Here is a 23,655-nt window from a genome sequence, read left to right on the forward strand (position 1 = left end):
GTCACCCGGAACTGGCACGAGCAGCCCTTGGTCGGCGAGATAGCGCAGCGCTCGGGCGACCATGCCCCGGGTGCTGTCCGGGGCGACCCGGCCGTCCTTGGTGGACTGACTTTCTGGCCGACGGGCATACGCGCGCCATACCCGTTCGAGCCGGGGCGCGTCGGCCTCTGGGTCGGTCCCGTTCGCGCGTTCGCGCAGGACACGAGCGACCTCGCGGGCCATCGTGTCGACCTCGGCAACCGAGACACGGCCGGTGTACTGGTCGTTGGCAAGGTCGGCTGGGCGGGGGAAGGCCAAAGCCGCGGCGGCGAGGAAAATGACGCCGTGCAGCACCTTCTCGACGTCGCGGCGCTCGCCCGTCCGGGTCTGCCGGGCGTACTGGTCGAGCCGGAGTTCGAAGACCGAGCCGTGCAGCGCCGACAGCACGATGCCCGACTCGGCGTCGACGTCGAGCACCCGCAGGCCCAGCCCTTCGGCGACCGCGGTCACCAGGGCGGCGAACGCGTCGTCGTCCCGGTGCCGGGTTACCAGGCTCCGGTAGGCGGGCTCACGACCGGGCAGCGTTTTCGGGCGGAGGCCGAACGCGACCAGCGAGGCTGCGGCAGTGACGTCGTCAATCACCGTGATGCCTCATCGTCGAGCAGCGCGACCGTACTGAGTAGAAGGTCGTCGCCGTTGACACCGCCCACCCCGGCCGGCGGGAGCGGGCCGCCGGCCGGCAGAGCCAGCAGGACGTGCAGCTGTCCGCGCCGCATCGCCGAGCCGAGCTCGGGCGCGTAGGCGTGCGTTGCGAGCAGGCTGACCAGCGCGGGGAGGTCCTCGTCGAGCTCGGCGGCCTCTACGAGCAGCTCGGACAGCGGCCGCGTGTTTTCTTGCAGGTCGAGCAGGAGGCCCGCCATCTGCCAGTGCTCGTCGGAGAACCGGTCCGTGCTTGTCACCGGGACCAACTCCGGCTCGGGTAGTTCCCGGCCGAGGTCGCCCGGCTCGGGCGGCACCCGCAGCAGGAGGTCGACCAGCGAGCTCAGCGTCACGACGGGCGGCCGGGCGAGGCCCGCCGACGAGCGGAAGTACGACTCGAGGGGGTCGAGGGCGTCGGCGGCCGGGAGGTCCATGATCGGGCGCAGGAGCTGGCCGTGTAGGTCGGCGGCCTCCCGGCGCGGCGGATCGGCGAACAGCTGTCGGTCCTGCTCCGCGCGAAACAGCGCCCGGGCCCGTTGCAGCCGCATCAGCAGCTGGCTGTGCCGGCGCATGCAGTCCTCGACGATGGCGACCAGGTCGGCAGCCTGGCGCTTGTGCCGGGGGTCGGTCGCCTCGTCGCGGGCGTCGGCAATGTGTCGCAGGATCACGTTCTCGTTGGTGAACCGGTCTTGGACGTGGTCGAGCGCAGAGTCGAGCAGCGCGGGGGCGGCCTCGTCCCAGTCCACCGCCCGCACGTCGCGCCGGGTCGCCTCCAGCATGGTGCGCAGTGTCTCGCCGAGCTGGACGGTGCGGTAGCGGGCCTGCTCGGCGGCGAGCTTCGCGTCGGCCAGCCGGCCCCGCCTGATCAGGTTGTCGAGCTTCACCTCGGCGGCGACTTGGGCGGACTCAATGTCGGTGTCGAGCGCGCCGACGAGCACGTTGATCGCTTCGTCGGTGGCCCTCAGGTAGATCTCGCCGCCCGCGCCGGATAGCTCGACGAGGAGCTTGAAGTCGAACCGGCGACGGACGTAGACGCCCACGTCGTCCACCTCGCCATACACGCGCTGGAATCCCCTGTCGACGGTGCCGACGTTGATCAAGCTGTCAAGCACCCACCGGGCAACCCGGCCGTGTTCCTCGTTGGTACGGGCGGGACCCTGCATCGCCACGAGCGGGACCGTGCGGGCGATGATCTGTTCGGCGTCAGCGCCCGCGTCGAAATCCATGGCGATGGTGACCTGGTCGATGACGTGCAATCCGATTTCGGCCATCTGGTAGATCGAGCCGTCGACCCACTCCAGGTGCGACTTGCGGGAATCGAGATCATTCAGCGGTGCCGTGCAGGCTAGCGCCTTCAGCCGGCGGATGAGCCCGTCGTCGGGGACGACGTCGCTGTCCCCGTATTCCCCCATGTGAACCCCCGCGCCCTCCCCGTGAAGATGAATGATAAGGCAACACTTGAGCGCGAGCTGTCCCCTTTCCTGCTCTTTTTTGGTGCGGCTTTCGTCTGTTCTCGACCGGTATTGATCAGAAACAACGGCATTCCGGCCAGCGCTCGCGACAGTGGTCCGGCCACCCGCAAAACCTTCGATGGGGGCTCGCCGCGAACGCTGATGCCTGCGCCGTACAGGGGCAGGGGTCGCCCCAACACTCGGGCGACCTCAGCGGCGAAGACGCTCCGGGCGGGTGGCAGCCCGATCTGGCCAAAGGTGCGCCTGGCGGAACCGTAACCGTGTCGACGAACGGCTGTTGGTCGTCTACCACCAGCGGCACGTTGCTGTCATCGCAGGCGGCTATATCCCCGTCCCCCGCCTCCCGGCCCGCTGACGGCCTCGTTGTCGGAACGAAGCGCTACGCTTCGACGGCCGTCCACGCCGGGTGGTCGAGATCTGAGTTGGCGGGTGTGGAGACATGGAAGAGAACGGGATCTTCACAACCACGGTCAAACGGTTGTGCCGCATCCGATCGGGCACGGTGGAGGACGAGCTGCCGTTCCCTCTCGACGGTGACGGCTTCCTCGATCCGTCCGCCGTTCAAAACGGGCCCGTAGTGGAGTTGGTGCCTGGGGCCCTGGTCGCAACGGAAACCGCGGCAAGAGCAGGGTCCCTCGTCTTGCTAGGTGAGCCCGGCGTGGGCAAAACGACTGAGTTTGCGGCTCTCGTGCGCAACTGGAATCAGCAGCCCACCGCTCTCTCGCCTTCTCCTATCGTCGAGGTGGATGCGGCTGACCTATCGGATGCAACGTTCGATGAGCTGCTAGGCCGTCATCTGCGCCGTCTTCCCGAGCGCCACCTGATGTCGGGTGGCGACACGCCCGTGGTCGGGCTGACCACCGGGCGCACCGCTGCCGACTTGATCGTCGTCATCGACCAGATCGACGAAAGTCCACTGGTTCGGCATCTTGCAGCCAGGCTACGGCTCGCGCTCAGAGGTCGTGACACGTCTCGTGCCCGCTTCATCTTCGGTTGCCGAACCGCCGACTACCCGCCAGACCTGACAAACGTTTTGACATCACACTTTGGCCCATGCATCGTGGCCGACCTAGCGCCATTGACGAGGCAGGAAGCGGTTCGGCTGGCGGCTAGCGCTGATCAGATCGACGGTGAGTCGCTGGTGGCGTCGGCAGTCGCTGCCGGCGCGGGAGTCCTGGCAAGCGTTCCGTTGACGCTCGGGCTCTTGATTCGCACTTACCGACGGACCGGTCATCTGAATGCCCGGCCGACGGAGCTGTTCGCGCTTGGAGTTACTCAACTGCTTAGCGAGCACGACGATGAGCGGCGCACCCAGGACGACGAGTCAACCCTGGATCAGCGGCTTGCTATCGCCGAACGGATCGCCGCGCGCTTGCTTCTGTCCAATCGGCGAACCATATGGCGCGGAGCGGTGCTGGAGTCCGGCGAACAGGACCTTAACGCTGAGTCCATCGCTGGGGGGCAGGAGAGCGTCGACAACGCAGCCTTTGTCGTCACGAAGAGGGCCGTTTCAGCAACGCTGGCGACTGCGCTCTTCACCGGCCGCGGCCGCAACAGGCTGGCCTTCCGTCACGGCTCCTTTGCCGGATTCCTCACCGCACGACATCTCATAGGCCGGGCCGTTCCGGTAATTCAATTGCAGCGGTTGTTCCTGGTTGCCGGCAGCGATGACAGCCGGAGCGTGCCGATTCAGCTACGCGAAGCGGCAGCCTGGCTAGTCACTCTCGACCCGAGCCATGCCCAGTGGCTGGCGGACGCGGATCCGGAAAGCCTGGTGGCGCACAGCTCGATTGTCGACTCACCGGAGGTCCGGTCGCTGGTCGTTGATGCGTTGCTACGCCGTGCCGGCGAGGTCGAGCTGGGGGATGTCCCATGGGCCCGCGCACCTCGCCGCCTTAAACATCCCGGACTCGGCGCTCAGCTACTTACAGTCCTGAACGAGGCAGGCGATCGCGAGCCCCAGGACTGGCCCTCACTTGCGCGGCTGCGGTTGGCGGTCCGTCTAGCCCGAGAGGCGGGGGTCCCGGAACTGGTCGGCCCGCTGCTCGACTTGGCGGCGAAGGACGGATGGAGTAGTCACCTACGTCTTCTGGCGGCTATGACAGCGTTTGAGACGAGTCCCACAGATGCCGCGCCGCAACTGGCGCAGGTTGCCAGCAGCCTCGTGGACGCCAGCTACGCCTCACGGGTCGATCCAGACGACGAGCTACGGGGGGCACTGCTAGACATGCTGTGGCCCGCTTACATCTCTGTTGAGGACGTGCTCCAACACCTTCGACCTCGGCGAAACCGCAACCTCGTCGGCTCCTACCTGGGCTTTGAGATGCGCTTCGCATCAGAGCTGTCGGAAGAGGACCTGCCTGCCGTACTCGAGTGGGCTATCGGGCAGCTCCACAACGGTCGCAGCCCCTCCGAACTGCGATCCTCGACGGCGGATGTACAAGGAAGCGACGAAGAGCCTCCTGACGAACGTCCGGTCGGCCGGTTGGACATTGAACTCATTGACGGGATCGTAGAGCGGGCATTATCCGGTGACGGTGCCTTAAGCCGAGCGCGCGAGGTTGCTCTGATCTTGCGACCGCGACTTGAGCGGTTCGACCATCCACCGTTACCCACAGCGGTAGATGCTGAGGACGAGGATGGCCGAGAGCCACCACGCTTCCGCGACCTCCGTCATGCCCTCGCGCACTCGTTGGTCGAGTTAGCGGCGACCACCGATACGTTCGATCGCGCCAAGATCTGGGCGATTGCTGACGGCTGGGGCACGAGAGACCGCTCCTGGCGCGTCCGAAAACCCGTTCTTCCTGACGGGCTGCGTCGAGCCAACCGTGGCTACCTTCTAACGGGTGCCGACTTTCCATGGGCATACGAGCGGGCGTCCGAGGCACTAGGTGTCGGCAACAGAATTCTTGCGGAAGCGCTTGCACAGGTGGCTGGCTACCTCTTCGACCTATCCGATGCCGCATCGGGCGAACTTGCCTACTCGAACCCGGACCATCCAGTCTGGCCACACGTCAAATGGTGGTTTGAGCCCGTCCCGCTTGACAGCGACCTCGCGAATCTGTGGCGACAGGCCCACGGCAGGAGGCGGGATCGAGTAGATGATGGTTTGCCGTCAGTCGAGCGAGAGGAATTTGTCGCAAAGCTCAACCAACTGCTTGCCGATGCCGCAGCCGGCAATGTCGACGCCTTTTGGCGCCTGGCCTGGCAGCTTCAGGCCGATCCCAACAGTGGCGAGGGGACACTCCGTCTCGATGACGACATCCTAGACTTCCCCGGTCTAGCCGCACTCGATGGGAGCGGGGTGGACGTGCTGATCGAAGCAGCGGTCCATTTCATCGCCAACGAGCACGACCACTCGGACGAATGGCTCGGCACCAACCGATACGACAAGCGTGGATGGGCCGGGTATCTGGCGCTGGCACTCCTCGAAAGGAAAGACCGCCTTTCGGAAGTGCCGAACGCAGCCTGGTCGTCCTGGGCAGGGGCGCTGATTTGGTTCCACACCGTGCCCAGCAACGCCGGTGATAGGGAAATCAAGTTGAGACTCCTGTCGCGAGCCGTCGAGCACTCGGCGTCACAGCTCGCAGCGGCGGTCGACGCTTATGTGCGTGGGGAACTGATGCAGGGACATCTGGCATCTGAGACGGAACTTGTAGACCCGGCATGGCACGTTGAACTGGCCGACACGTTTGCGGCACTACTCACCGAACTTGCTGACGCTATCACCCGAACGAGAGGAGACGACGGACCAAGCGACGCCGCGGGTCAGCAAGCCCCTCACCCGGCACCCGACGAGCCGCCCAACGGCCGGAAGGCGGACCAGGCCGCGCTTTCGCTTACGACGGACGAGAGTCGAACGCATGCCCTGCAACGGTGGGAGGAGATGCTCGTCGCTCTCTTACAAGCACAGGACCAGCGAGCAGTCGACACCGCACACCATGCGCTGGAGGCAGATGTCTCAAGCGGATGGCAACGGCAGCTCGCGGCGCGAGCAGCCAGAGCGCTGCTCACCGTGGATTCTCACCAGTACCTCGCCACCGTGCTATCGGCCGTAGGCAAAGATGCTGCCCTAGGTCGGGACGTAGCTCTGTGCCTCGGCGCCAGCTACAGCGACTTTCTCGCTGACCTAGAGGAAGAACAACTGGCGGAGCTTTATCGGTGGCTTTCGGGACTATTTCCGCCCGAAGATGACGTCCCCATCGAAGGAGTACACTTCGTTGGCCCCGAGGAACAAACTCGGGAGTGGCGGGATCGCGTCCTTCAGAGCATCAGCAGCCGCGGCAGCGAGCAAGCCTTGCGCGCGCTCACAAAGCTTCGCGACGAGTACCCCAGCCGCGTCATCATAACCTCTCATATTCTTCGGGCTCGGACCAACCTATTCGCTTCGGCCTGGTCCCCACCGACCCCCGTCGAACTGGCAGCGTTGTTTGAGGACGCCAACCGGCGACTTGTTCGGTCCGAACGCGAATTGGCCGATCTGCTTGTGGAGGTCCTCGAAGCCATCGGCAACGATCTGCCGACGCACGGAGAATTGTTGTGGGACCGCTTACCCGCACGCGTTCTGCCCAAGCCATACCAACTGAAGGAAGCCTGGCTCCCGAAACCCGAACCTGCACTCTCGGCGTACATCTCACACGAACTCACCAAGAGGCTCGAGCGGCGCGGATTAGCTGTCAACCGCGAAGTCCTAGTCCGCCCAACTGACGCCTACGGTGCTGGAGACCGCACTGACATCCAGATCGAGGCGACAATGCGCGACGATCCGGTGAAAGGACCAACGCCGGACCGCATCGTTGTCGTCATCGAGGTGAAGGGACCTTGGAATAGAGAGTTGCTGAGCGCTCAGCAGCAGCAACTAGCCCAGCGCTACCTTCCGGAAGCCGGCACACGAACTGGCATCTATCTCGTGGGCTGGTATCCGCTCGAACAATGGACCTACAAGGGTGACTACCGCAGGAGGCGCGTCGCGCAACTCAGCGAGCATGCCCTTCTCGCGAGCCTCGAAACGCAGGCGGCCAGCATCACCCGATTGGACGCGCTCACCGTACCATTCCTGCTGACAATACCTAGACCTCACCGCAATAGTGACGGCACCTGACTCGATTTCCATTAGTTGATTCGTACCGCAGGGCGCCGCCGCCTGCCCGTCCTGCTGGTTGATCGGTGGGTTGCGGCGCCGGTGTGTATTGGCAAGTGGGATGAGGCCGGTCAGGCACTGCGCGCGTAGCCGGCGAAGCGGTCTTCGGCTTCGTCGAGGATCAGCGGCACGTCGTACACCGACAGATCCGGCCTGGGCCGCGCGTACCGCACCCGGTGGCGCCACCGGTGGTGCTCGTACGCCGTGTCCACCTGAATCTCAGCCACCACGGTCGCCTCGACCTGCGCGTAGTTCAGCCGCTCAGGCCGCTCGAACTGGCCCGACCAGGCAGCCGGGTAACGGATCGGGCCAGGGGTGGATGACAACACGGCGCTCGGTCGGACGTGGCGGGGAAAGCAGTCTCGCCAGCTGCTGGCGCTGCGGCGTGGCCAGCGGATGCGTGCGGCCGGTGTGCCGGCAGCCGGCCGCGCCGGTCGAATCGGCCGAGGAGAAGCTTCTCGGGGTTGCGGATGCTGCTAGGCGAGAGAACTGGTCGAGGTGACCCTGTCACTATGTTGATTACCACGATGCTGGTCGTTCCGTCAGCTGCTCGGCTGTGGGCTTCAGCTCTGTGGGGCGGCGACAACCGCGACTCTATGCTCATCCTTCGCGACGAACTGCTGCTGGCGCCAAGATTGGGGCCCGCCATGCTGATCCGGCAGAGCGACGATGATGGCGTCAGGAGTCACGGTTGCCGGCGCGCGGCGCGGGCGGCAGCTATACGCGCCTGGTAGATTGCCCAGCCTTTTCTGAACATCGCCGCCTCGATAGCATCCGGGCGCACGGCCGCTTGGTTAGTGGACTCAGTTCTGGCATGGTTGTGGGCGAATTCGAGCCACCGCTGGTATTGATCTGGGCCCCAAGGGCCGCGTTCCGTAATGTCCCAGTGTTCGACTTCCTTCAAAGCTATGGCAACGAACTGGTCGAGGATCAGCGCGCGACCAGGTTGTGCGTCGGGCCGGGCATCCGCGAAGTACAGCAGCTTGGTGTAGAACGAGGGCCCGAGGTAGGGAAGCTTCTGCTCGCCGCCCAGGGCCAGCATCTCGTACGCCTTCGCCGGTCCCTGATCACGAAGGACGGTCAAAGCCTTAACGAGCTTGGCCGTGGTGGACTCAGTCGTGTTCTTAGTGAAGACCTGAGCTCGACGACCGACGAGGAATGCTCGGTCGCCGGTGCCCCAGGCGTAGTTGCCGACCAGCAGTCGCCCGACGTCGTCTGGACCGCCATTCGCTGCGGTGAGGAGGTCGCTACGCGTGATATGTCGGTACTGCCGACCCCTGTTGGCCTCGGGCAGGTCGGATAGCCATGCCGTCCACCCTTCGGCGGGGACGCGTTGCTGCCACCAGCGTGGACGAAAGTCGAACCCGTGTGTGAGAACCTCACCAGGGGTCCAGAACGCGTCGACGCCAAGTCGGTCTCTGAGCCCCATCGTCGTCTCCTGCCCGGTGTGGGCAGACTGTACCGGCGGGCATCGACCGGAAACGACCCATGCTGCGTAAGCCCGGCCCAGGACGCCGAACTAGAAGGACTCTTATACCACGGTACTCGGACTTCTCCACTCGGGCCGTAAGGCGTTGGCCGCGAGGTATGGGGCCAGTCGTCCGTCCGCTCGCCGGGGCCGCGCCGCGCTCGGCGTGCTCCTGAGGACGGCCAACAGAGCACCGGTTTCCTAAGACCGTCATCTATGCATGTCGGTAGGCCGACTGCCTGCGATTCAGCCGTTCATTACCTCTGTTTGTTGGTCGCATTGGATAGCTGCTGCGCTCCGTTGCTGGCGGTTACAGTAGCAAACCGGCCGCCTCTGTTGCTTTTTGTGTCAACTTTCTCGATTCTAAATCCTCGTCACGGCATTTTGCGACTTGACGTAGCGAGGATGCTGTCCGGGGAAGCACGTGCGATCCTCGCCCAACCCGCTCCTTTACGCCGCACGCCGAGTTACGCCTGGGCACCGGAGTCGGAAGTGGGCGCAAACGCGTTGCCAGGCTGATGCGCCAGGCCGGGCTGCAGGGCTTCTGCCGGCGCTGCCGTCAGGGCTGCAAGGTGCGCGAGTTGGACGCGTGAGTGGATGCCGAGCTTCCGGTAGACGCGGGTGAGGTTTGCTTCGACTGTTTTGACACTGATGGTGAGGGCGGTGGCGATGTCGCGGTTGGTCGCTCCGCTGGCGGCGAGCTCGACGCAGCGCTGTTCGGCGGAGGTGAGGCAGGGGAGCGTACTGCTGTGCGCGGGGACGGGCTCCAGTTGGTGGAGGGTGCGGGTGGCGGCTTCGATCCAGGGGTGTGCCTGGTGCGTGCTGAAGAGGTCGGCGGCGCTCTGCGCCGCGGTGCGGGCGCTGGCGCGTCGGCGTCCGCGTCGTTCGGTGTGGCTGAGGGCCAGGAGGGTTCGACCGTGTTCGATGGGCAGGTGGCGGAGGTGGTCGGCTGCTGCGGTGAGGAGGTCGGCGGCCGCATCGTAGTTGCCCAGGGTGGCTTCCAGGAGTGCCTGGGAGCGGTCGAGCACGGGGAGGACGCAGCTTCTATCTAGATCAGTCGCGGTGCGACGGGTATCGGTCAGCAGTTTGCGGGCTTGGTCGAGGTAGCCGAGGGAGATGAGGGCTTGGGCGAGGTCGGCGTGCCAGCGCAGGACGGACGGGTCGCGGACCTGCTGGCGCTTCTCAAGCGTACGGACCTCTTCCAGCGCCTCCAGGGCTTCTTTCGGACGCCCGGTGACCAGGAGAAGATGTCCGAGGACGAAGAGGTTTCGGGAGAGGAAGACTTTGTTGTCCTCCCGGCGGGAGGTGTCCGCCCCGCGGCGTGCGTGAGCGAGGGCGGAGTCGGTGCACGAGGCGGTGCCCTCGACCAGGGCGGAGGTGTAGCACGTTGGTGCGGGGTCCAAGGCGGCTCTGTCGGTAAGCGACAGGGCGCGGCCGGCGTAGTCGAGGGCCAGTCCGCACCGTCCGGCGCGGATCTCGACTTCGGCGAGGCTGCGCAGGACATCCACGGTGGCTTCGGCGTCTCCGGTCCGCTCGGCTTCGACGAGCAGAGGCAGCAGTGCGCTGCGGGCTTCGTCCAGACGGTCGTCGAAGATGGCGTGCCGGGCGGAGAGCTGTTCGGGCCTGGCGTTGACGGGGATGTGAGTGCTGCGTGGCAGGGACAGGGCGTGGCCGAGCGTGGTCTCGGCTTGGGGGCGGCCGAGGATGCGTTGGATGCGGGCCTGCATCGTGAGGGCCATGGCGGTGGTGGCGGTGTCGCCAGCGCTCCGGGCGAGGCTGGCGGCCCGGGCAGCCTGGGCGCACGCCCGGTCGGGATCGCCGTTGACGTTGGCCCAGATCGCCTGGCGGACGAGGATCTGCGCGGTCAGGTCCGGATGTCCGGCCGCTTCGTGAAGTGCGTCGGCGAACAGCTTGTCGCCGTTGTACAGGTGCTGTCCGCCTGAGTCGATCAGGGCGATGAGGGCGTTGACGCGGTTGGCGGGGCTGCTGTCGTGGTTCAGGACGAGGCGGACGGCAGCCTGGCCGCGGGGCAGGTCGCCGTTGTGGGCGGCGTCGCGTACGGCGGTCAGCGCCCGTTCGGTGAGCAGGTCGGCGTCGGTCTCCGGGGTACGTTCGGCGGCGAGCAGGGAGAGCTCGGCCGCTAGTGCGGGTTCTCCGCGCAGCCGGGCGCGGGCGGCGGCGCGGTCGGCGCAGTCGGCCGACTGCGGGTCGTTGGTGTCGGCCGCCAGCGTGGTGTGACGGTCGCGGCGGATGCTGTCGCGGCTGGCTTCGGCCAGGCGGGCGTGCAGGAGCCTGCGTGTGGCGACCGGCGGTCGGGCCGCGAGTTCGGCACCGATCGCGGCGGCGGCGAACCGGATCTTCCCGTCGACCTGCCCGATGTTGATCAGTCCGGCTGCCTCGGCCTCTGCGAGAAGGTTTTCGGCGGGCGGGCCGGCGAGGCGGCTCAGCAGTTCGCGGTCGGGCCGGTCGTCGAGTGCGGCGACCGTCAACAGTTCCTGAACTTCGGCCGACACAGTGCCCAGCCATTCGTTCACCAGTCGGCGGGCGGCCGGCGGCAGGACCAGGTCGTCTACGAGACCCTGAGCGGCCGGCAGGTCGGTGGCGCGGCTGCGGGCCCCGGCGAATGCGAGGGCTAGGGCCGGGTTCCCTCCGCTGCGGATGTGGGTCTGCGTGACCTCGTAGGGGGTTAGCCGGTACGGCGACAGCAGGGTTGCGACCTGATCGGGTGTCAGCGCCGGGATGCGTACCGCACAGGGGTCCTCGCCGCACCAGTGGCCTTCGCTCCCCGGGCGCCAGATTCGCTCTGCGGCTATGACGGGAAGGTCGGGAGCCAGGCGCAGTGCCCAACGCAAGACGGCCGCGCTGGCCGTATCCAGCCACTGGGCGTTGTCCACCACCAGTGTCAGAGGCGGGGTGTCCAGCAGCAGGGTGGCGGTCAACCGGCGCAGCCGTAGAGCGGTCCCGGCGGGATCGGCAGAGCCCGGCACTCCGACGGCCTTGTCGATTCCGGTCGCGAGTTCCCGCGCGGCCGGCAGCGGTTGGAGGGCCAGTGCGAGTTCGAGCAGTCCGGTGTAGGGGACCTGGGCGTCCTGTGGGCTCGGAGCCAGCCTTAGGACAGGCATGCCCAGCTGCTGCCCGAGTACACCGGCCGCAGCGGTCTTGCCGATCCCGGGCGGACCGAACAGCACCACCCGACGGGCGCCGCGCACGACGCCCGGTACCACCGGCAGCATGGTGCCGGTGGCCCCCTGATGCGCATTCACTGCCGTCGCAGAATCTGGCACCGGATCATAGTGCGCCCGACGGTCCTTCGCGCACCAGAGCAAGGGGTTGCCCTGATTTCGGCCAGCCTCCGCCGTTCCTAGTGTCATCGCCAAAGCCGAGCTGTCACCGGTTGCCGGAGATCCCATCAACACGGGCCCTGCTGCCACACCCCTCAACCCATCTCGGCGGGAGGATTGCGATGTATCGAAGAACTGCCATGGCGGCCGCTGTCGCGGTTGCGCTTACCCTGGGCACCGTGACCGGGGTGGCCACCCAGTCGACCGCAGCCACCCCGCCCCCTACACCCACGGTTGCGCAGAGCCCGCTGTCGCTGGCGATCTCTGCAGCCGACCGCGCTGCCGACGGCGGTCACGACGCGCTGGCGAAAGGCCCCTTCGAGCAGTACGACCGTCGCATGGTGATCCCGTGGGTGGACGGCCTGTTCTCCATTGCCTACGAGCGCACCTACCGGGGCCTGCCGGTGGTCGGCGGCGACGCCGCCGTACTCGCCGACGGCCGGGGCGCCATCCGGGCGATCTCGGCCGCCACCAAGACGAAGATCAACGTCTCCGTCGTGCCGACGGTCGCCGCCGACCGCGCCGAGCAGACCGCCAAGGGCCTGCTCACCAAGGTCGACCAGGTCGAGTCGCGCACCCTCGTGGTGCACGTCAAGGACAGCACCGCGCGACTCGCGTGGGAGGTCGTCGTCGCCGGGCGCACCGCCTCGGCGCCCAGCCACCTGCATGTCTTCGTGGACGCGCGCAACGGCCAGGTGCTGGCCAAGCAGGAGGACGCCGCGGCCGGTTCCGGCACCGGCAAGTGGAACGGGCCCAGCCCACTGTCGATCACCACGTCGCAGTCGGGCAGCACGTACTACCTGCGCGACACCACGCGCACCGGCCTGAACTGCCAGGACTACAGCACCAGCACCGTCTTCTCCGGCGCCGACGACAGCTGGGGCAACGGAGTGGGCACAAGCAAGGAGACCGGCTGCGTCGACGCACTGTACTCGGCGCAGAAGGAATGGGACATGCTGTCGGCCTGGCTGGGCCGCAACGGGCACAACGGCAACGGCGGCAGCTGGCCGATCAAGGTCGGCCTGAACGAGCAGAACGCCTACTGGGACGGCTCGACGATCACGATCGGCAAGAACTCGGCAGGCAACTGGATCTCCTCGATGGATGTGGTGGGTCACGAGTTCGGCCACGGCATGGACCAGAACACCCCCGGCGGCACCAGCTCCGAAGCCGGCCTCGGCGAAGCCACCGGCGACATCTTCGGCGCCCTGACCGAGGCATACGCCAACCAGTCCAGCGCCTACGACGAACCCGACTACCTGGTCGGTGAGGAGATCGACCTCGTCGGCGACGGCCCGATCCGCAACATGTACAACCCCTCGCTGGTCGGCGGCCACCCGAACTGCTACTCCTCGTCGATCCCGAACACGGAGGTACACGCGGCCGCAGGTCCGCTCAACCACTGGTTCTACCTGCTCGCCGAGGGCAGCGCGCCGGGCGGCGGCAAGCCGAACAGCCCCATCTGCTCGGGCGGCCCGTCGTCGGTCACCGGCGTGGGCATCCAGTCCGCCGGAAAGATCTTCTACGGCGGCATGCTGCTGAAGACCTCCGGCATGACCCACAAGAAGTACCGCACCGCGACCCTGACCGCCGCGAAGAACCTGGACTCCTCGTGCGTCCTGTTCAACCGGACCAAGGACGCGTGGAACGCGGTCGCGGTCCCGGCCCAGACCGGCGACCCGACCTGCACCGCGACCAGCACCGACTTCTCGATGTCGATCAGCCCCACCTCGGGCGGCGTCAACGCGGGCTCCTCGGTGACCGCGACGGTCAACACCGCCACCGTCTCCGGCAGCGCGCAGACCGTGTCGCTGACCTCCTCGGGTGCCCCGTCGGGGGTCACCGTGTCGTTCAGCCCGTCGTCGGTCACCTCGGGCGGCAGCTCCACGATGACGGTGGCGACCACGTCCGGCGCGGCCGCGGGCACGTACACCATCACCGTGACCGGCACCGGGTCGGTCACCCACACGGCCCAGTACACGCTGACGGTCAACGGCGGCACCCCCGGTGGCACCGCGCCGGACATCGACGTCGCCAACGTGCAGGCGCACCTGACACAGCTCAGCACCATCGCCACCAACAACGGCGGCACCCGCCGCTCGACCGGCCAGGGCTACCTGCAGTCGGTGGCGTACGTCAAGGGCAAGCTGCAGGCCGCCGGCTTCACCGTCACCGAGCAGCCCTGCACCTCCGGCTGCACCAGCGGTGCAGGCCCGAACCTGATCGCCGAGTGGCCGGGCGGTAACGCGAGCAACGTCTACATGTTCGGCGCCCACCTGGACGGCGTCTCGGCCGGTCCGGGCATGAACGACAACGGCTCCGGCTCGGCGGCGCTGCTCGAGGTCGCCCTCGCGCTGGCCGCGCAGAACCCGACCATGCTGAACAAGGTCCGCTTCGGCTGGTGGACCGACGAGGAACAGGGCCTCAACGGCTCCAAGTTCTACGTCAACTCGCTGACCAGTACCCAGCGAACGGCGATCAAGGCCTACTACAACTTCGACATGATCGCGTCGAAGAACGGCGGCTACTTCATCAACAACATCACCTCGACCGCGTCGCAGCCGATGAAGGCGTACTGGGACTCCCTCAGCCTGCAGCCGGAGGAGAACGTCGAGGGCCAGGGCCGTTCCGACGACTACTCGTTCCAGAACGCGGGCATCCCGACCTCCGGTTACGCGATGGGCGCCAGCGCCACCAAGACGTCGGCCCAGGCGTCGAAGTGGGGCGGCACGGCCGGTCAGTCCTACGACTCCTGCTACCACTCCTCGTGCGACACCCTCAGCAACATCGACGCCACCGCGCTGAACCGGGCTGCCGACGGCATCGCCTACACGCTGTGGAACCGGGCGGTCGGCACCTCGACGCCGACCAACGACTTCTCGATCTCGGCCAGCCCCGCGTCGGGCACCGTGAACGCGGGGTCCAGCACCACGACCACCGTCGGCACCGCCACCACCTCGGGCAGCGCCCAGACGGTTACCCTGACCGCCAGCGGCGCCCCCACGGGCGTAACGGTCTCGTTCAGCCCGTCGTCGGTCACCTCCGGCAGCTCGTCGACCGCCACCATCGCGGTCGGCTCGTCGGTGGCCGGCGGCACCTACACCATCACCATCACCGGCGCGGGTTCGGTGTCGCACAGCACCACGTACACGCTGACCGTGACCGGCGGGCCGGGCGGCTGCACCGCCGCCCAGCTGATCCTCAACGGCGGTTTCGAAAGCGGCACCTCGCCGTGGACCGGCTCCACCGGCGTGATCGGCACCTCTATCGGGCAGGTGCCGCGCAGCGGCACCCGGTACGCGTGGCTCGGCGGAAACGGCTACACCGCGACCGAGGCCATCAGCCAGACCGTCACCATCCCGTCGGGCTGCACCAGTGCGGTACTGACCTACTGGCTGCACATCGACACGAGCGAGTACTGGGCGCTCGCCTACGACGTGTTCACGATCAAGGCCAACGGCACCACCGTGGCGTCGCTGTCCAACATGAACGCTGCCACGGGCTACACGCAGCGCACCGTCAACCTCGGCGCGTACGCCGGCCAGACGGTCACGCTGACCTTCACCGGCACCGAGGACGCCTACCTGCAGACCAGCTTCGTGCTGGACGACGTGACCCTGCAGATCGGCTGAGTTCAACGGCAGGGTGGGGCGCTCGCCCCACCCTGCCGCAGGTCCTGCGCCCCTGTTCCGCTGCCGGACCGGACCTTAGCCTGAATCCGTGGATTGGATTCTGGGTGCGTTGTCGGGTTGATCTAGCCGATTGGGGGTGTGATGGATCCGCTGGCCCTGGTCTCCGTAGAACGCCAAGTAACCCGGCTCCGCCTTGACCTGGCGAGAGGCGAAGTCCATCGCCTCCGGGCGCAGATCTGCCCAACCTCGCGGGAAGCGGCCGTACCGGTCGTAGAACCTCCGCAACAGCGCGAACCCGGCCGTATCTCGCCATGCTTGGACGCAACCAGGTCCAGCTCAGCAGGGACAAGGGTCCAGTGCTCGACCAGCTCGCCGATGCTCAGAGGAGATCGACTCACAGCGGTCAACCACCGTGGCAGCGATCAGGGACCGCGCAGACCCCCAAAAAGATCAACTATTTGGCCCCTGGTCGCAAGATCGGCGTGGTTGGTCGTGAAGGGCCCGTCGGCGTGTGACCAGGTCCAGCGAAGCCGTCGGTGGGTCAGCCACGCACTAGCCTGGCCGGCGAGGTCGCGGTGCCGGCGCTGGGTCCTGTTGGTGTCGCCGCCGTCGGTGGTGAAGGCGAGCAGGGCGTAGCCGCCGGGGATGCCGGCGTGGGGCTCGCCGGGGTGCCGGCTGCCGTCGACGGGGAGGTGCACGCTGGCCAGGGCCGGTGCGCCCTGTCCGGGCAGGGTTTGCAGCATGTGGACGCGGCCGTGGTCGACCAGGTGCCATCGGCCGTCCAGGGGCAGCCTGAGCACGGTGCGGGCGTGGGCGAACAGTTCGTAGGCGTCGACGGGGTCCTGCACGACGAGGGTGGTGGTCGCGGTCATCGTGGTCACCGGGCCCAGATCGCCAGGGCTGCGGTGGTGGCGGCGCCGGCGTACCCGGGGGAGCGCGGCCTCGACCTCGGACTTGCTCTCGTCGCCGCCGGTCAGCCGGACGAAGCGGTTGCGCTCGGGGCGCAGGCCGTGGCATCCGGGCGAGTGGTGCCGTCGAACTGGTGCCGACAGCTCACACCGAAGCGGTCGGCGTTGGTTCCGCGACCCGGGCCTGCGGGCGTCGGTCAGGTGCCGACGCGGCGTGTCTCGTAGGCCCACATCACGATCTCGACGCGGTTGCGGGCGTTGAGCTTGCGCATCAGGGCGGCGATGTGGGTCTTGACGGTGCTGAGGCTGATGGACAGCTCATCGCCGATCTCGCTGTTGGTCCGCCCGCGAGCGGCAGCCAGCAGAACCTGTTCTTCGCGAGCGGTCAGCGGCTCGACAGGCTCAGGTGGCACCGAGCGCGGGCGGCTGTTCGCGAAGGAGGACAGGAGCCTCGCGGTGATGTTCGGTGCGATCAGGGCGTCGCCGCGGGCCGCGGCATGGACGGCCTGGGTGAGCATCTCGGCGCCGGCGTCCTTGAGGAGGAAGCCGCGGGCGCCTGCCTTGAGCGCGCCGTAGACGTACTCGTCGAGGTCGAAGGTGGTGATGACGACGACGGCCAGAGGATCGGCGACGTCGGCCCCGGCGAGCCGGCGGGTGGCTTCGATCCCGTCGACCTCGGGCATGCGGATGTCCAGCAGGCACACATCGGGACGCAGCGAACGGGCCATGGAGATCGCCCGGCGGCCGTCGGCGGCGTCGCCGACGACGGCGATGCCCGGTTGGGCGTTCAGGATCATGCAGAGCCCTGCCCTGACGATGTCCTGGTCGTCAGCGACCAGCACGCGGATGGTCATGACGTGCGCGCTGTCCGAGGCAGCGAGGCGTCGACGCTCCAGCCGCCGTCCGCGGCAGGTCCCGCCCGGAGGGTGCCGCCGAGCAGGCTCGCCCGCTCGGCCATGCCGCGCAGCCCGTAGCCGGCGTGCGAAGAGCTGGTCGTGGTCGCCTCGCCGTCATCGCGTACCCGCAGGTGCACCTGGTCGCGGGATGCGGTGACGTCGACGGTGACTCCGGTGGCGCCGCGGGCGTGGCGGGTCGCGTTGGTGACCGCCTCGGCGGCGATCAGGTAGAGGGCGGTGCCGACCGCCGGCTCAACGGCGTCGGCGTCACCGGAGACCTGCACGCGGACGCCCAGCACCTCGCCGCCGGGACGAGCGAGTCGCTCGATGTCCGCCACTCCTCGCCGAGGGGTGAGATCGGCGTCCGTACCGTCGCGCAGCACGCCCACGAGGGCTCGCATCTCCCTGAGCGTCCGGGACGCCTCTTCCTCGATGGTGACCAGGGTGGCCAGCGCGCGCTCCGGATCTGCGGCGGCCAGCGCGCGACCTGCCTGTGCCTGGACGGCGATGGCCGAGACGTGATGGCCGACCGTGTCGTGCAGCTCGCGGGCGAGTTCGTTGCGCTGGTGGAGCCGGACCTGCTCGACGTCGCGCTCGTGGCTTCTGGTGCGGTAGCGCACTGCCGCTCCGAGCGCGGCAGAGCACAGGAAGAAGCCGTAACCGGCGACCTTCTCCGCGGGCGAGGTCGACTCCGCGACGAGGGTGACGGGTAGCCAGATGAGGATGATGCCGAGTCCGAGGGCAGCCTCACGACCTGCTCCCCAGCGCAGCAGGGCGTAGGGCAACACGAGCAGCCCTGCGATGCCCAGCAGACCGGTGGCGTCGATGACCGCGATCCTCGCGATGTCGAAGAGGAGAACGGCTCCGAAGGCAACGCTTACCGCGGCCAGCGGTCGCGTGCGTCGATACAGCAGGCACGCCGCGACCACGACGCTGACACCGACCAGCAGCGGCGCCCATGCCCTGTCGTCGCGCAGCAGCATCTCGACGACCGAGATCACGACAAGAGCCGAGGACAGCGCCCAGTCCCGCCACAGACGCACCGGCGCACCTGTGGGGCGAGGCTCAGCCCAGATCCCAGCAAGCATGCTTCCCCCTTTTCCGAGAACGTAAGGGGGCCGCCCCTCGGGCGGATCAGCCGAAAGTACGGCGAGTTTCCCGCGCCCGGGGCCAGGACAGCCCGAGCCCGCAAGCGGATGTGACGCCCGCCGACGCTGGTCAGTGTGGAGACATCGAGTGAGCCGACCCGGCTGACGCCAGCAGACAGGAGACGTGATGACCAGAACCGACAGACGGGCCGGTGCGCTCCAGGAAGCGCACCTCCCGGTCCAGGCGAAGCTTGCCGCGGCCTGGGCCAGCTTCATGTTCCTCTACATCTACGTCGACTACCTCGCCCTGTACAAGCCCGGCTTCATCGACGACATCCTGGCCGGCGCCGTGCACGAGTTCGACACGGGCCCGACCTTCGTCGCCCTCGCGCTCACACTCATGGCCGTCCCGATCCTCATGATCCTGCTCTCCACGACGCTCCCCGCCCGTGTCAACCGCGCCACCAACCTCGTCGTGGCAACGCTCTACATCCCCGTCACGGTGTACAACGCGGACGGCGAATCCTGGACCTACCTCTACTTCTACGGCTTCTCCATCGGGCTCGAACTGCTGCTCCTGGCCTTCATCCTGCGCACCGCATGGACCTGGCCCCGGGCCGTTCGAGCCACCGCCGGCCGCGACCTCGCCCAGGCCCCGGCGTGACGCTCGAGGCAGGCCCCGTCGGCGGGGTCGGTTGCAGCTGCTCCGGCAGCAGCGACCGCGAGCAGCCGATTGCGTCGAATGTCGTTATATCTGCGTCTTCGCAGAACTTCATGGCATCCGCGAGACCGTATCGATCTTCTTCTTCTTTCCTCTGGCTCCTGGTAGAAGTGCGACATGCCCTCACGGCGTGTCACGTCACTGGCGGATGAGAGCGGATCGCGACGTGCTGGCTCGCCGCCGATGCACGGGTGTACCTCGCCGGGGCGGGCGGTGCCTCGGGTTTCATGATCGGTCGACTGCTGCTCGCGGTGCTCAGTGCGGGCACAACAGCTGGTCACGGCAACTCGTCGTCCAGCACTGGAGGTGTGATGAGCGAACCTGCCGAGGTCGATCGCCTGCTCAGCGCCGCCGACGAGATCACCGCGCGGGCCGGTCTCGGCCCGGACACCCGGGCGGCCGTTGAGCGGGCGGTTGCCGCTGCCCGTGGTCTGGGCGATCCCGGGCGTCTGCTGCATGCTCTCGGCCGCGCCACTCTGAACCTCTCTCAGGAACGGCTCGCCGATGGCGGTGACGTCACTGATCTGCGGGAACAGGCCGAGGAGGTCATCGCGCTCGCCGGCGATCTGCTCTCCGATCCGGACTGGCATGCCGACGCCGTGGTCCGCACCGTGCAGGCGGGCCAGATCCTGGCCGGCATCGGGCTCGTCGATCGCGGGCGCGATGTCGTCGAACGGGTGTGGCGGTTGGTCGCGCCCCGGCCCGCCGACGGCCTCGACGCCCGCCGCGCTCGGACCGCGGCACTGACTGGGCTGGTCACCCTGAGACTCGAGACGGACCCATCCGTCCTGGGACCGTTGGCCGCCGAGATGGTCGACCTGCAGCGTGGGCTCGCCCGCGACACCGGCGAAGCGGCCGCCGTGATCGACCTGGCGGACGCCCTTGGAATCTTCGCGCGGGTCGCCAGCGCTCTGGGGCGGCCGGACCTGATGCGGGTGGCGCTGACTGAACAGTACTCACTGGAACAGATGTTCCAGGGTTCCGGAGCGCAGAAGCGACTAGAACGGACCGAGGCGTCGCTGGCGCAGCTGCAACAAGCCGCGCCGGAAAACCTGGTGGTGCCCGACTCGGGCGCATGGCGGGTCCGCCGCTCCTACCTGGATCTGCTGGCCCAGCCCGCACCATCCGGCGTTACCGCCGGCGGGTTCGCGGCTCGGCTGGCGGCGGAGTCGCGGGTGACCGGCCGTGCACCCGGCAACCGCCCGCCCGCTGACCCGTCGGTGATCGCCGATTGTGCCGCCCGACTCGATCAAGGTATCTCTCTGGCCGACGCGGATCAGATCATCGAAGCCGACCGCGTCCTCGCCGAGCTTGCCGACGAGTTGAGCCTGTACGACGGGGCGACGTCGGACCCGGCCCGGCGGGACGTCCGGCGCCTCTGGTCCGCGGCCCTCTACCAGCGGGCGATGCTCCGGCACCGGATCGGCCACTGCGACGACGCCTGGGACCTTGCCTGGCTGTCCGTGGTCGTTGCCGTCCGGCGGCACGAGGGCCTGCTACGCGGGACCGCCACCGAGCGGGAGGCGCTGGCCGACGCGGTCACCCACATGGTCGACGCCGCCGTGGTCGCGGAAGCCACTGGACGTGACGAAGACCAGATCATGCTGCTGTCCGAGGTCATCGATTGCTGCGCGGACGCGGACGCGGCCTACCCACGGTTGCGTCGAATCCTCGGCACGGCCCTGCACAATCTCGCCGCCGCGATGCTCGAACGCCAGCAGACAGCGACCGCGGCGCCCTTGGCCGAACATGCCTACGCCATCCGTCATGAGCTGGCCGTGCTGGACCAGCGCGCAGCCTGGGAGTACGCGAACACACTGCTGCTCACCGCCGCGCTCGCCGTCGACCGTCAGGACTGGCGAATCGCCGTCGAACGTCTCAGCGCAGCTGGGCGGCTGCTGGTTGCCTTACGGACGTACCCGGAAGCGATGGCCGGATACGCAGGACAGCTCGCCATCGAGGTCACCACCCGGGCGCCCGAGCTGGTGGATCGGGCCCGTGCCGCCGGCACCTGGCCGTATCAGACTTGGACCCCTCAGGCGTAGCGCCGCCCGTTCGGCGTGAGACCTCGCCCACGCGTGGGACGCCAAGCTCCGTCCCAGTTTGGCGGGAGCCTCGGTAGGGAAGTTTCGCGGACACCTCGATGAAGGAGGGGGTATGGAGACGTCCGCTAGCGTCGGGCGCAGTTATCGACAGCCGACAAGGCCATGCGTGGCGGCGCCTGCTGCAGCGCCACCGCCGAGGGGGCGAGCCTAATGGCTCGCGTCGGTCGCTACGGGATCCCGAGGTTCGTGTGGTCCCTGATCTGGCTCGTCGTCTGCATCTTGATCGTCATCCTGTTGGCCCTGGTCATTCACCACTTCGGAGGCGCCTCTCTGTCGCTCAAGCTCGGCCACTTCTACCTGAACGTCGGCGTCACCTGACTTGCCACCTCGTCGACACTCCGGCGGCGGTCCGCTGCAGTACTGGCCCGGACCGCTCGGAGGGTGCCCGCGCGACGCGGGCACCCTCCGGGGCCGGCGGTGCCGGATTCCCGGCTCGCCCTCAGCTCGTGGGGCTGGACGCCGCCCCGCCGAGGGTCACCTTGAGGATCTTCTCGTTGCTGTTGTTCGGGGTGCTGTCCTTGTCCCCGCCGGTGCTCGTGGTCAGCCACAGGTTGCCGTCGAGGGTCGGTTCGACGGTGCGCAGCCGGAAGTACGTCCCGACGAAGTACTGCTGGACGTTGGTGAGCGTGTCGCCGCTGATCTCCGCACGGTACATCCGGTTGCCACGCAGGCAGGCGATGTAGAGCACGTCCCGGACGATCGCGATGCCGCTGCACGAGGCCTCGGCCACCGGGTACGTCCGGATCGGGGCCCTGAAGCTCGGGTTGGCGCAGTCGCCGGAGGTGCCTTCGCAGGCGGGCCAGCCGTAGTTGCCGCCCTTGACGATGATGTTGGTCTCGTCCATGACGTTGTTGCCGAACTCCTGCTCGAAGAGCCGGCCCTGGGAGTCGAAGGCGAGGCCCTGCGGGTTGCGGTGGCCGTAGCTCCACACGTGGTTGCCGAAGGGGTTGTCCGCCGGCACCGTGCCGTCGGGGTTGAGCCGCAGCACCTTGCCGCCGAGATTGTTGGTGTCCTGGGCCACGTCGGGGTTCTGTCCGTCGCCGGTGGCGGCGTAGAGCTTGCCGTCGGGGCCGAAGCGCAGCCGGCCGCCGTTGTGGTACTTGTTGCGCGGGATCCCGGTGACGAGCACCTGCCTGGTGCCGGTCTGCAGCGTGCCGTCGTAGCGGATGCGCACGATCCGGTTGTCGGTCGTGGTGGTGTGGTAGATGTACAGCCAACGGTCGGTGGTGAAGGTGGCCGAGACGGCCAGCCCGAGCACGCCGCCCTCGCCGCTGGTGCCGGCCACGTTCGGCACGGTGCCGATGCTGCGTTTGTCGGTGCCGTCCGGGTTCATGGCGACGATGTCGAACAGGTCGCGCCGGCCGTAGAGGACAGTGCCGTCGGGCAGTTGCACAAGGCCCCAGGGCAGGTCCTTCTCGGTGGTGACCACCGTGGCGCCGCACACCGGGCTCGTGCACCCCGTGCCGGTGTGCGCGGTGACCGCGGCGCTCGTCCCCGAGACATTGCCCTGGGCGTCGCGGGCGGTCACCGTGTACCGGTAGTCGGTGTCGGGCGTCAGCCCGGTGTCGGTGAACGTGGTCGCCGGTGGGTTGCCGCCGGTGCCGGTGGTGGAGCCGACGGCCGTACCGTTGCGCAGGATCGTGTAGCCGGTGACCGCGACGTTGTCGGTGGAGGCCGACCAGGTGAGGGTCACGGCCGTACCGTTCACCGTCGCGGCCAGGTTGGTCGGCGTGCTGGGCGGAGTCGTGTCCTGCTGGCAGAACGGCGGGGTGACCGAGAGCGTGGAGCTGGCCTGCGAGACGTTGCCGGCGGCGTCGCGGGCGTTGACGTACCAGCCCCAGGTGACACCCTGCACGACGCTGAGCGTGGCGGTCAGCGTCCGTCCCGAGACCGAGGTGACGAGCTGGCCGTCGTGGTAGATGTCGTAGAAGGCGACGCCGACGTTGTCCCGGGACGCGTACCAGGAAAGCGTGACGGACTGGCAGGTCAGCCGGCTGCTGCGCAGGCCGGTCGGCCGGGTGGGCGGGCTGGTGTCGGCGGCGAGCCGGGCCGCCGGCCGGCTGCCGGCCGCCGGCGCGGCCGCCGCGGCGTTTGCGGGTACGCCGGTCAGGACGGTGCCGGCGCAGATCAGCAGGGCGAGCGGTACGCGGTGTCGGAGCTGGTGAGGATTGGTCCGCACGGGTGCTTTCCTTCCCGGGGTTCTTGG

14 protein-coding genes and 2 pseudogenes are annotated in these 23,655 nt (G+C 67.9%); 7 read left to right on the forward strand and 9 right to left on the reverse strand.

What is annotated here, in order from left to right; translation table 11 throughout:
• A partial coding sequence (locus KBX39_RS00730; protein ID WP_210868712.1) for a hypothetical protein occupies positions 1-621 on the reverse strand: 621 nt, incomplete at its 3' end.
• Positions 618-2,090 carry a hypothetical protein gene (locus KBX39_RS00735; RefSeq protein WP_043325499.1) on the reverse strand — a complete coding sequence of 491 codons (1,473 nt, stop codon included), beginning with the start codon at positions 2,088-2,090 and terminating at the stop codon, positions 618-620. The genes KBX39_RS00730 and KBX39_RS00735, both read right to left, overlap by 4 nt.
• Positions 2,091-2,589: 499 nt before the next feature.
• Here KBX39_RS00735 and KBX39_RS00740 point away from each other — a divergent pair, with 499 nt between their 5' ends.
• Positions 2,590-7,251 (forward strand): NACHT domain-containing NTPase, encoded by a 4,662-nt coding sequence (locus tag KBX39_RS00740; RefSeq protein WP_210868714.1) that lies wholly within the window; start codon positions 2,590-2,592, stop codon positions 7,249-7,251.
• Positions 7,252-7,361: 110 nt separating this feature from the next.
• On the opposite strand, the gene KBX39_RS00745 is transcribed toward KBX39_RS00740, so the two are convergent.
• Positions 7,362-7,517 carry a hypothetical protein gene (locus KBX39_RS00745; RefSeq protein WP_210868716.1) on the reverse strand — a complete coding sequence of 52 codons (156 nt, stop codon included), beginning with the start codon at positions 7,515-7,517 and terminating at the stop codon, positions 7,362-7,364.
• Positions 7,518-7,975: 458 nt separating this feature from the next.
• A complete protein-coding gene (locus tag KBX39_RS00750; RefSeq protein WP_210868718.1) occupies positions 7,976-8,719 on the reverse strand; it encodes a hypothetical protein in 744 nt (247 codons plus the stop codon).
• A gap of 512 nt (positions 8,720-9,231) precedes the next feature.
• On the opposite strand from KBX39_RS00750, the gene KBX39_RS34205 reads away from it, so the two are divergent.
• Positions 9,232-9,351 (forward strand): IS3 family transposase, encoded by a 120-nt coding sequence (locus KBX39_RS34205; RefSeq protein WP_223201434.1) that lies wholly within the window; start codon positions 9,232-9,234, stop codon positions 9,349-9,351.
• Here the strand turns inward: KBX39_RS34205 and KBX39_RS00755 are convergent.
• Positions 9,337-12,168: pseudogene (locus KBX39_RS00755) on the reverse strand (LuxR C-terminal-related transcriptional regulator); the annotation flags it as partial. The gene KBX39_RS34205 and the pseudogene KBX39_RS00755 overlap by 15 nt on opposite strands.
• A 119-nt stretch (positions 12,169-12,287) precedes the next feature.
• Between KBX39_RS00755 and KBX39_RS33960 the strand changes: the two are divergent.
• Positions 12,288-15,731 carry a M28 family peptidase gene (locus KBX39_RS33960; protein WP_312245244.1) on the forward strand — a complete coding sequence of 1,148 codons (3,444 nt, stop codon included), beginning with the start codon at positions 12,288-12,290 and terminating at the stop codon, positions 15,729-15,731.
• A gap of 422 nt (positions 15,732-16,153) precedes the next feature.
• Here the strand turns inward: KBX39_RS33960 and KBX39_RS00765 are convergent, their stop codons facing one another.
• Complete coding sequence (locus KBX39_RS00765) at positions 16,154-16,603, reverse strand: hypothetical protein (RefSeq protein WP_124778772.1); 450 nt, start codon at positions 16,601-16,603, stop codon at positions 16,154-16,156.
• A 69-nt stretch (positions 16,604-16,672) separates the two neighbouring features.
• On the opposite strand from KBX39_RS00765, the pseudogene KBX39_RS00770 reads away from it, so the two are divergent.
• A pseudogene (locus KBX39_RS00770) lies at positions 16,673-16,780 on the forward strand (transcriptional regulator); the annotation flags it as partial.
• 56 nt (positions 16,781-16,836) lie between these two features.
• On the opposite strand, the gene KBX39_RS00775 reads toward KBX39_RS00770, so the two are convergent.
• The gene (locus tag KBX39_RS00775) at positions 16,837-17,493 is read right to left on the reverse strand and encodes a response regulator transcription factor (RefSeq protein ID WP_043325390.1); all 657 of its coding nucleotides are present in this window, start codon (positions 17,491-17,493) and stop codon (positions 16,837-16,839) included.
• Positions 17,490-18,578 carry a histidine kinase gene (locus KBX39_RS00780; protein WP_312245226.1) on the reverse strand — a complete coding sequence of 363 codons (1,089 nt, stop codon included), beginning with the start codon at positions 18,576-18,578 and terminating at the stop codon, positions 17,490-17,492. Before KBX39_RS00780 ends, KBX39_RS00775 begins: the two co-directional genes overlap by 4 nt.
• A 232-nt stretch (positions 18,579-18,810) precedes the next feature.
• On the opposite strand from KBX39_RS00780, the gene KBX39_RS00785 reads away from it, so the two are divergent.
• The 3 genes from KBX39_RS00785 to KBX39_RS33710 all read left to right on the forward strand — a co-directional run bounded on the left by KBX39_RS00785 (position 18,811) and on the right by KBX39_RS33710 (position 21,767).
• On the forward strand, positions 18,811-19,287 hold the full coding sequence (locus KBX39_RS00785; RefSeq protein WP_210868722.1) for a DUF6326 family protein: 477 nt from the start codon (positions 18,811-18,813) through the stop codon (positions 19,285-19,287).
• Between the two features lie 368 nt (positions 19,288-19,655).
• A complete protein-coding gene (locus KBX39_RS00790; protein ID WP_210868724.1) occupies positions 19,656-21,389 on the forward strand; it encodes a hypothetical protein in 1,734 nt (577 codons plus the stop codon).
• A 246-nt stretch (positions 21,390-21,635) separates the two neighbouring features.
• Entirely contained in the window at positions 21,636-21,767 is a 132-nt protein-coding gene (locus tag KBX39_RS33710; protein WP_274477849.1) for a hypothetical protein, read from the forward strand.
• Between the two features lie 121 nt (positions 21,768-21,888).
• Here the strand turns inward: KBX39_RS33710 and KBX39_RS00795 are convergent, their stop codons facing one another.
• Complete coding sequence (locus KBX39_RS00795; protein WP_312245230.1) at positions 21,889-23,628, reverse strand: PQQ-dependent sugar dehydrogenase; 1,740 nt, start codon at positions 23,626-23,628, stop codon at positions 21,889-21,891.
• Between the last annotated feature and the right edge of the window lie 27 nt (positions 23,629-23,655).

The sequence above is a fragment of the Micromonospora sp. D75 genome, from assembly GCF_018070405.1.
In the GTDB taxonomy this organism is placed as follows: Bacteria; Actinomycetota; Actinomycetes; order Mycobacteriales; family Micromonosporaceae; genus Micromonospora; species Micromonospora chalcea.

Coding starts and splice junctions, on each gene's coding strand:
- KBX39_RS00740 (WP_210868714.1), top strand. CDS start 2,590: ATGGAAGAGAACGGGATCTTCACAACCACGGTCAAACGGTTGTGCCGC.
- KBX39_RS00735 (WP_043325499.1), bottom strand. CDS start 2,090: ATGGGGGAATACGGGGACAGCGACGTCGTCCCCGACGACGGGCTCATC.
- KBX39_RS00785 (WP_210868722.1), top strand. CDS start 18,811: ATGACCAGAACCGACAGACGGGCCGGTGCGCTCCAGGAAGCGCACCTC.
- KBX39_RS00790 (WP_210868724.1), top strand. CDS start 19,656: ATGAGCGAACCTGCCGAGGTCGATCGCCTGCTCAGCGCCGCCGACGAG.
- KBX39_RS00750 (WP_210868718.1), bottom strand. CDS start 8,719: ATGGGGCTCAGAGACCGACTTGGCGTCGACGCGTTCTGGACCCCTGGT.
- KBX39_RS00765 (WP_124778772.1), bottom strand. CDS start 16,603: ATGACCGCGACCACCACCCTCGTCGTGCAGGACCCCGTCGACGCCTAC.
- KBX39_RS00775 (WP_043325390.1), bottom strand. CDS start 17,493: ATGACCATCCGCGTGCTGGTCGCTGACGACCAGGACATCGTCAGGGCA.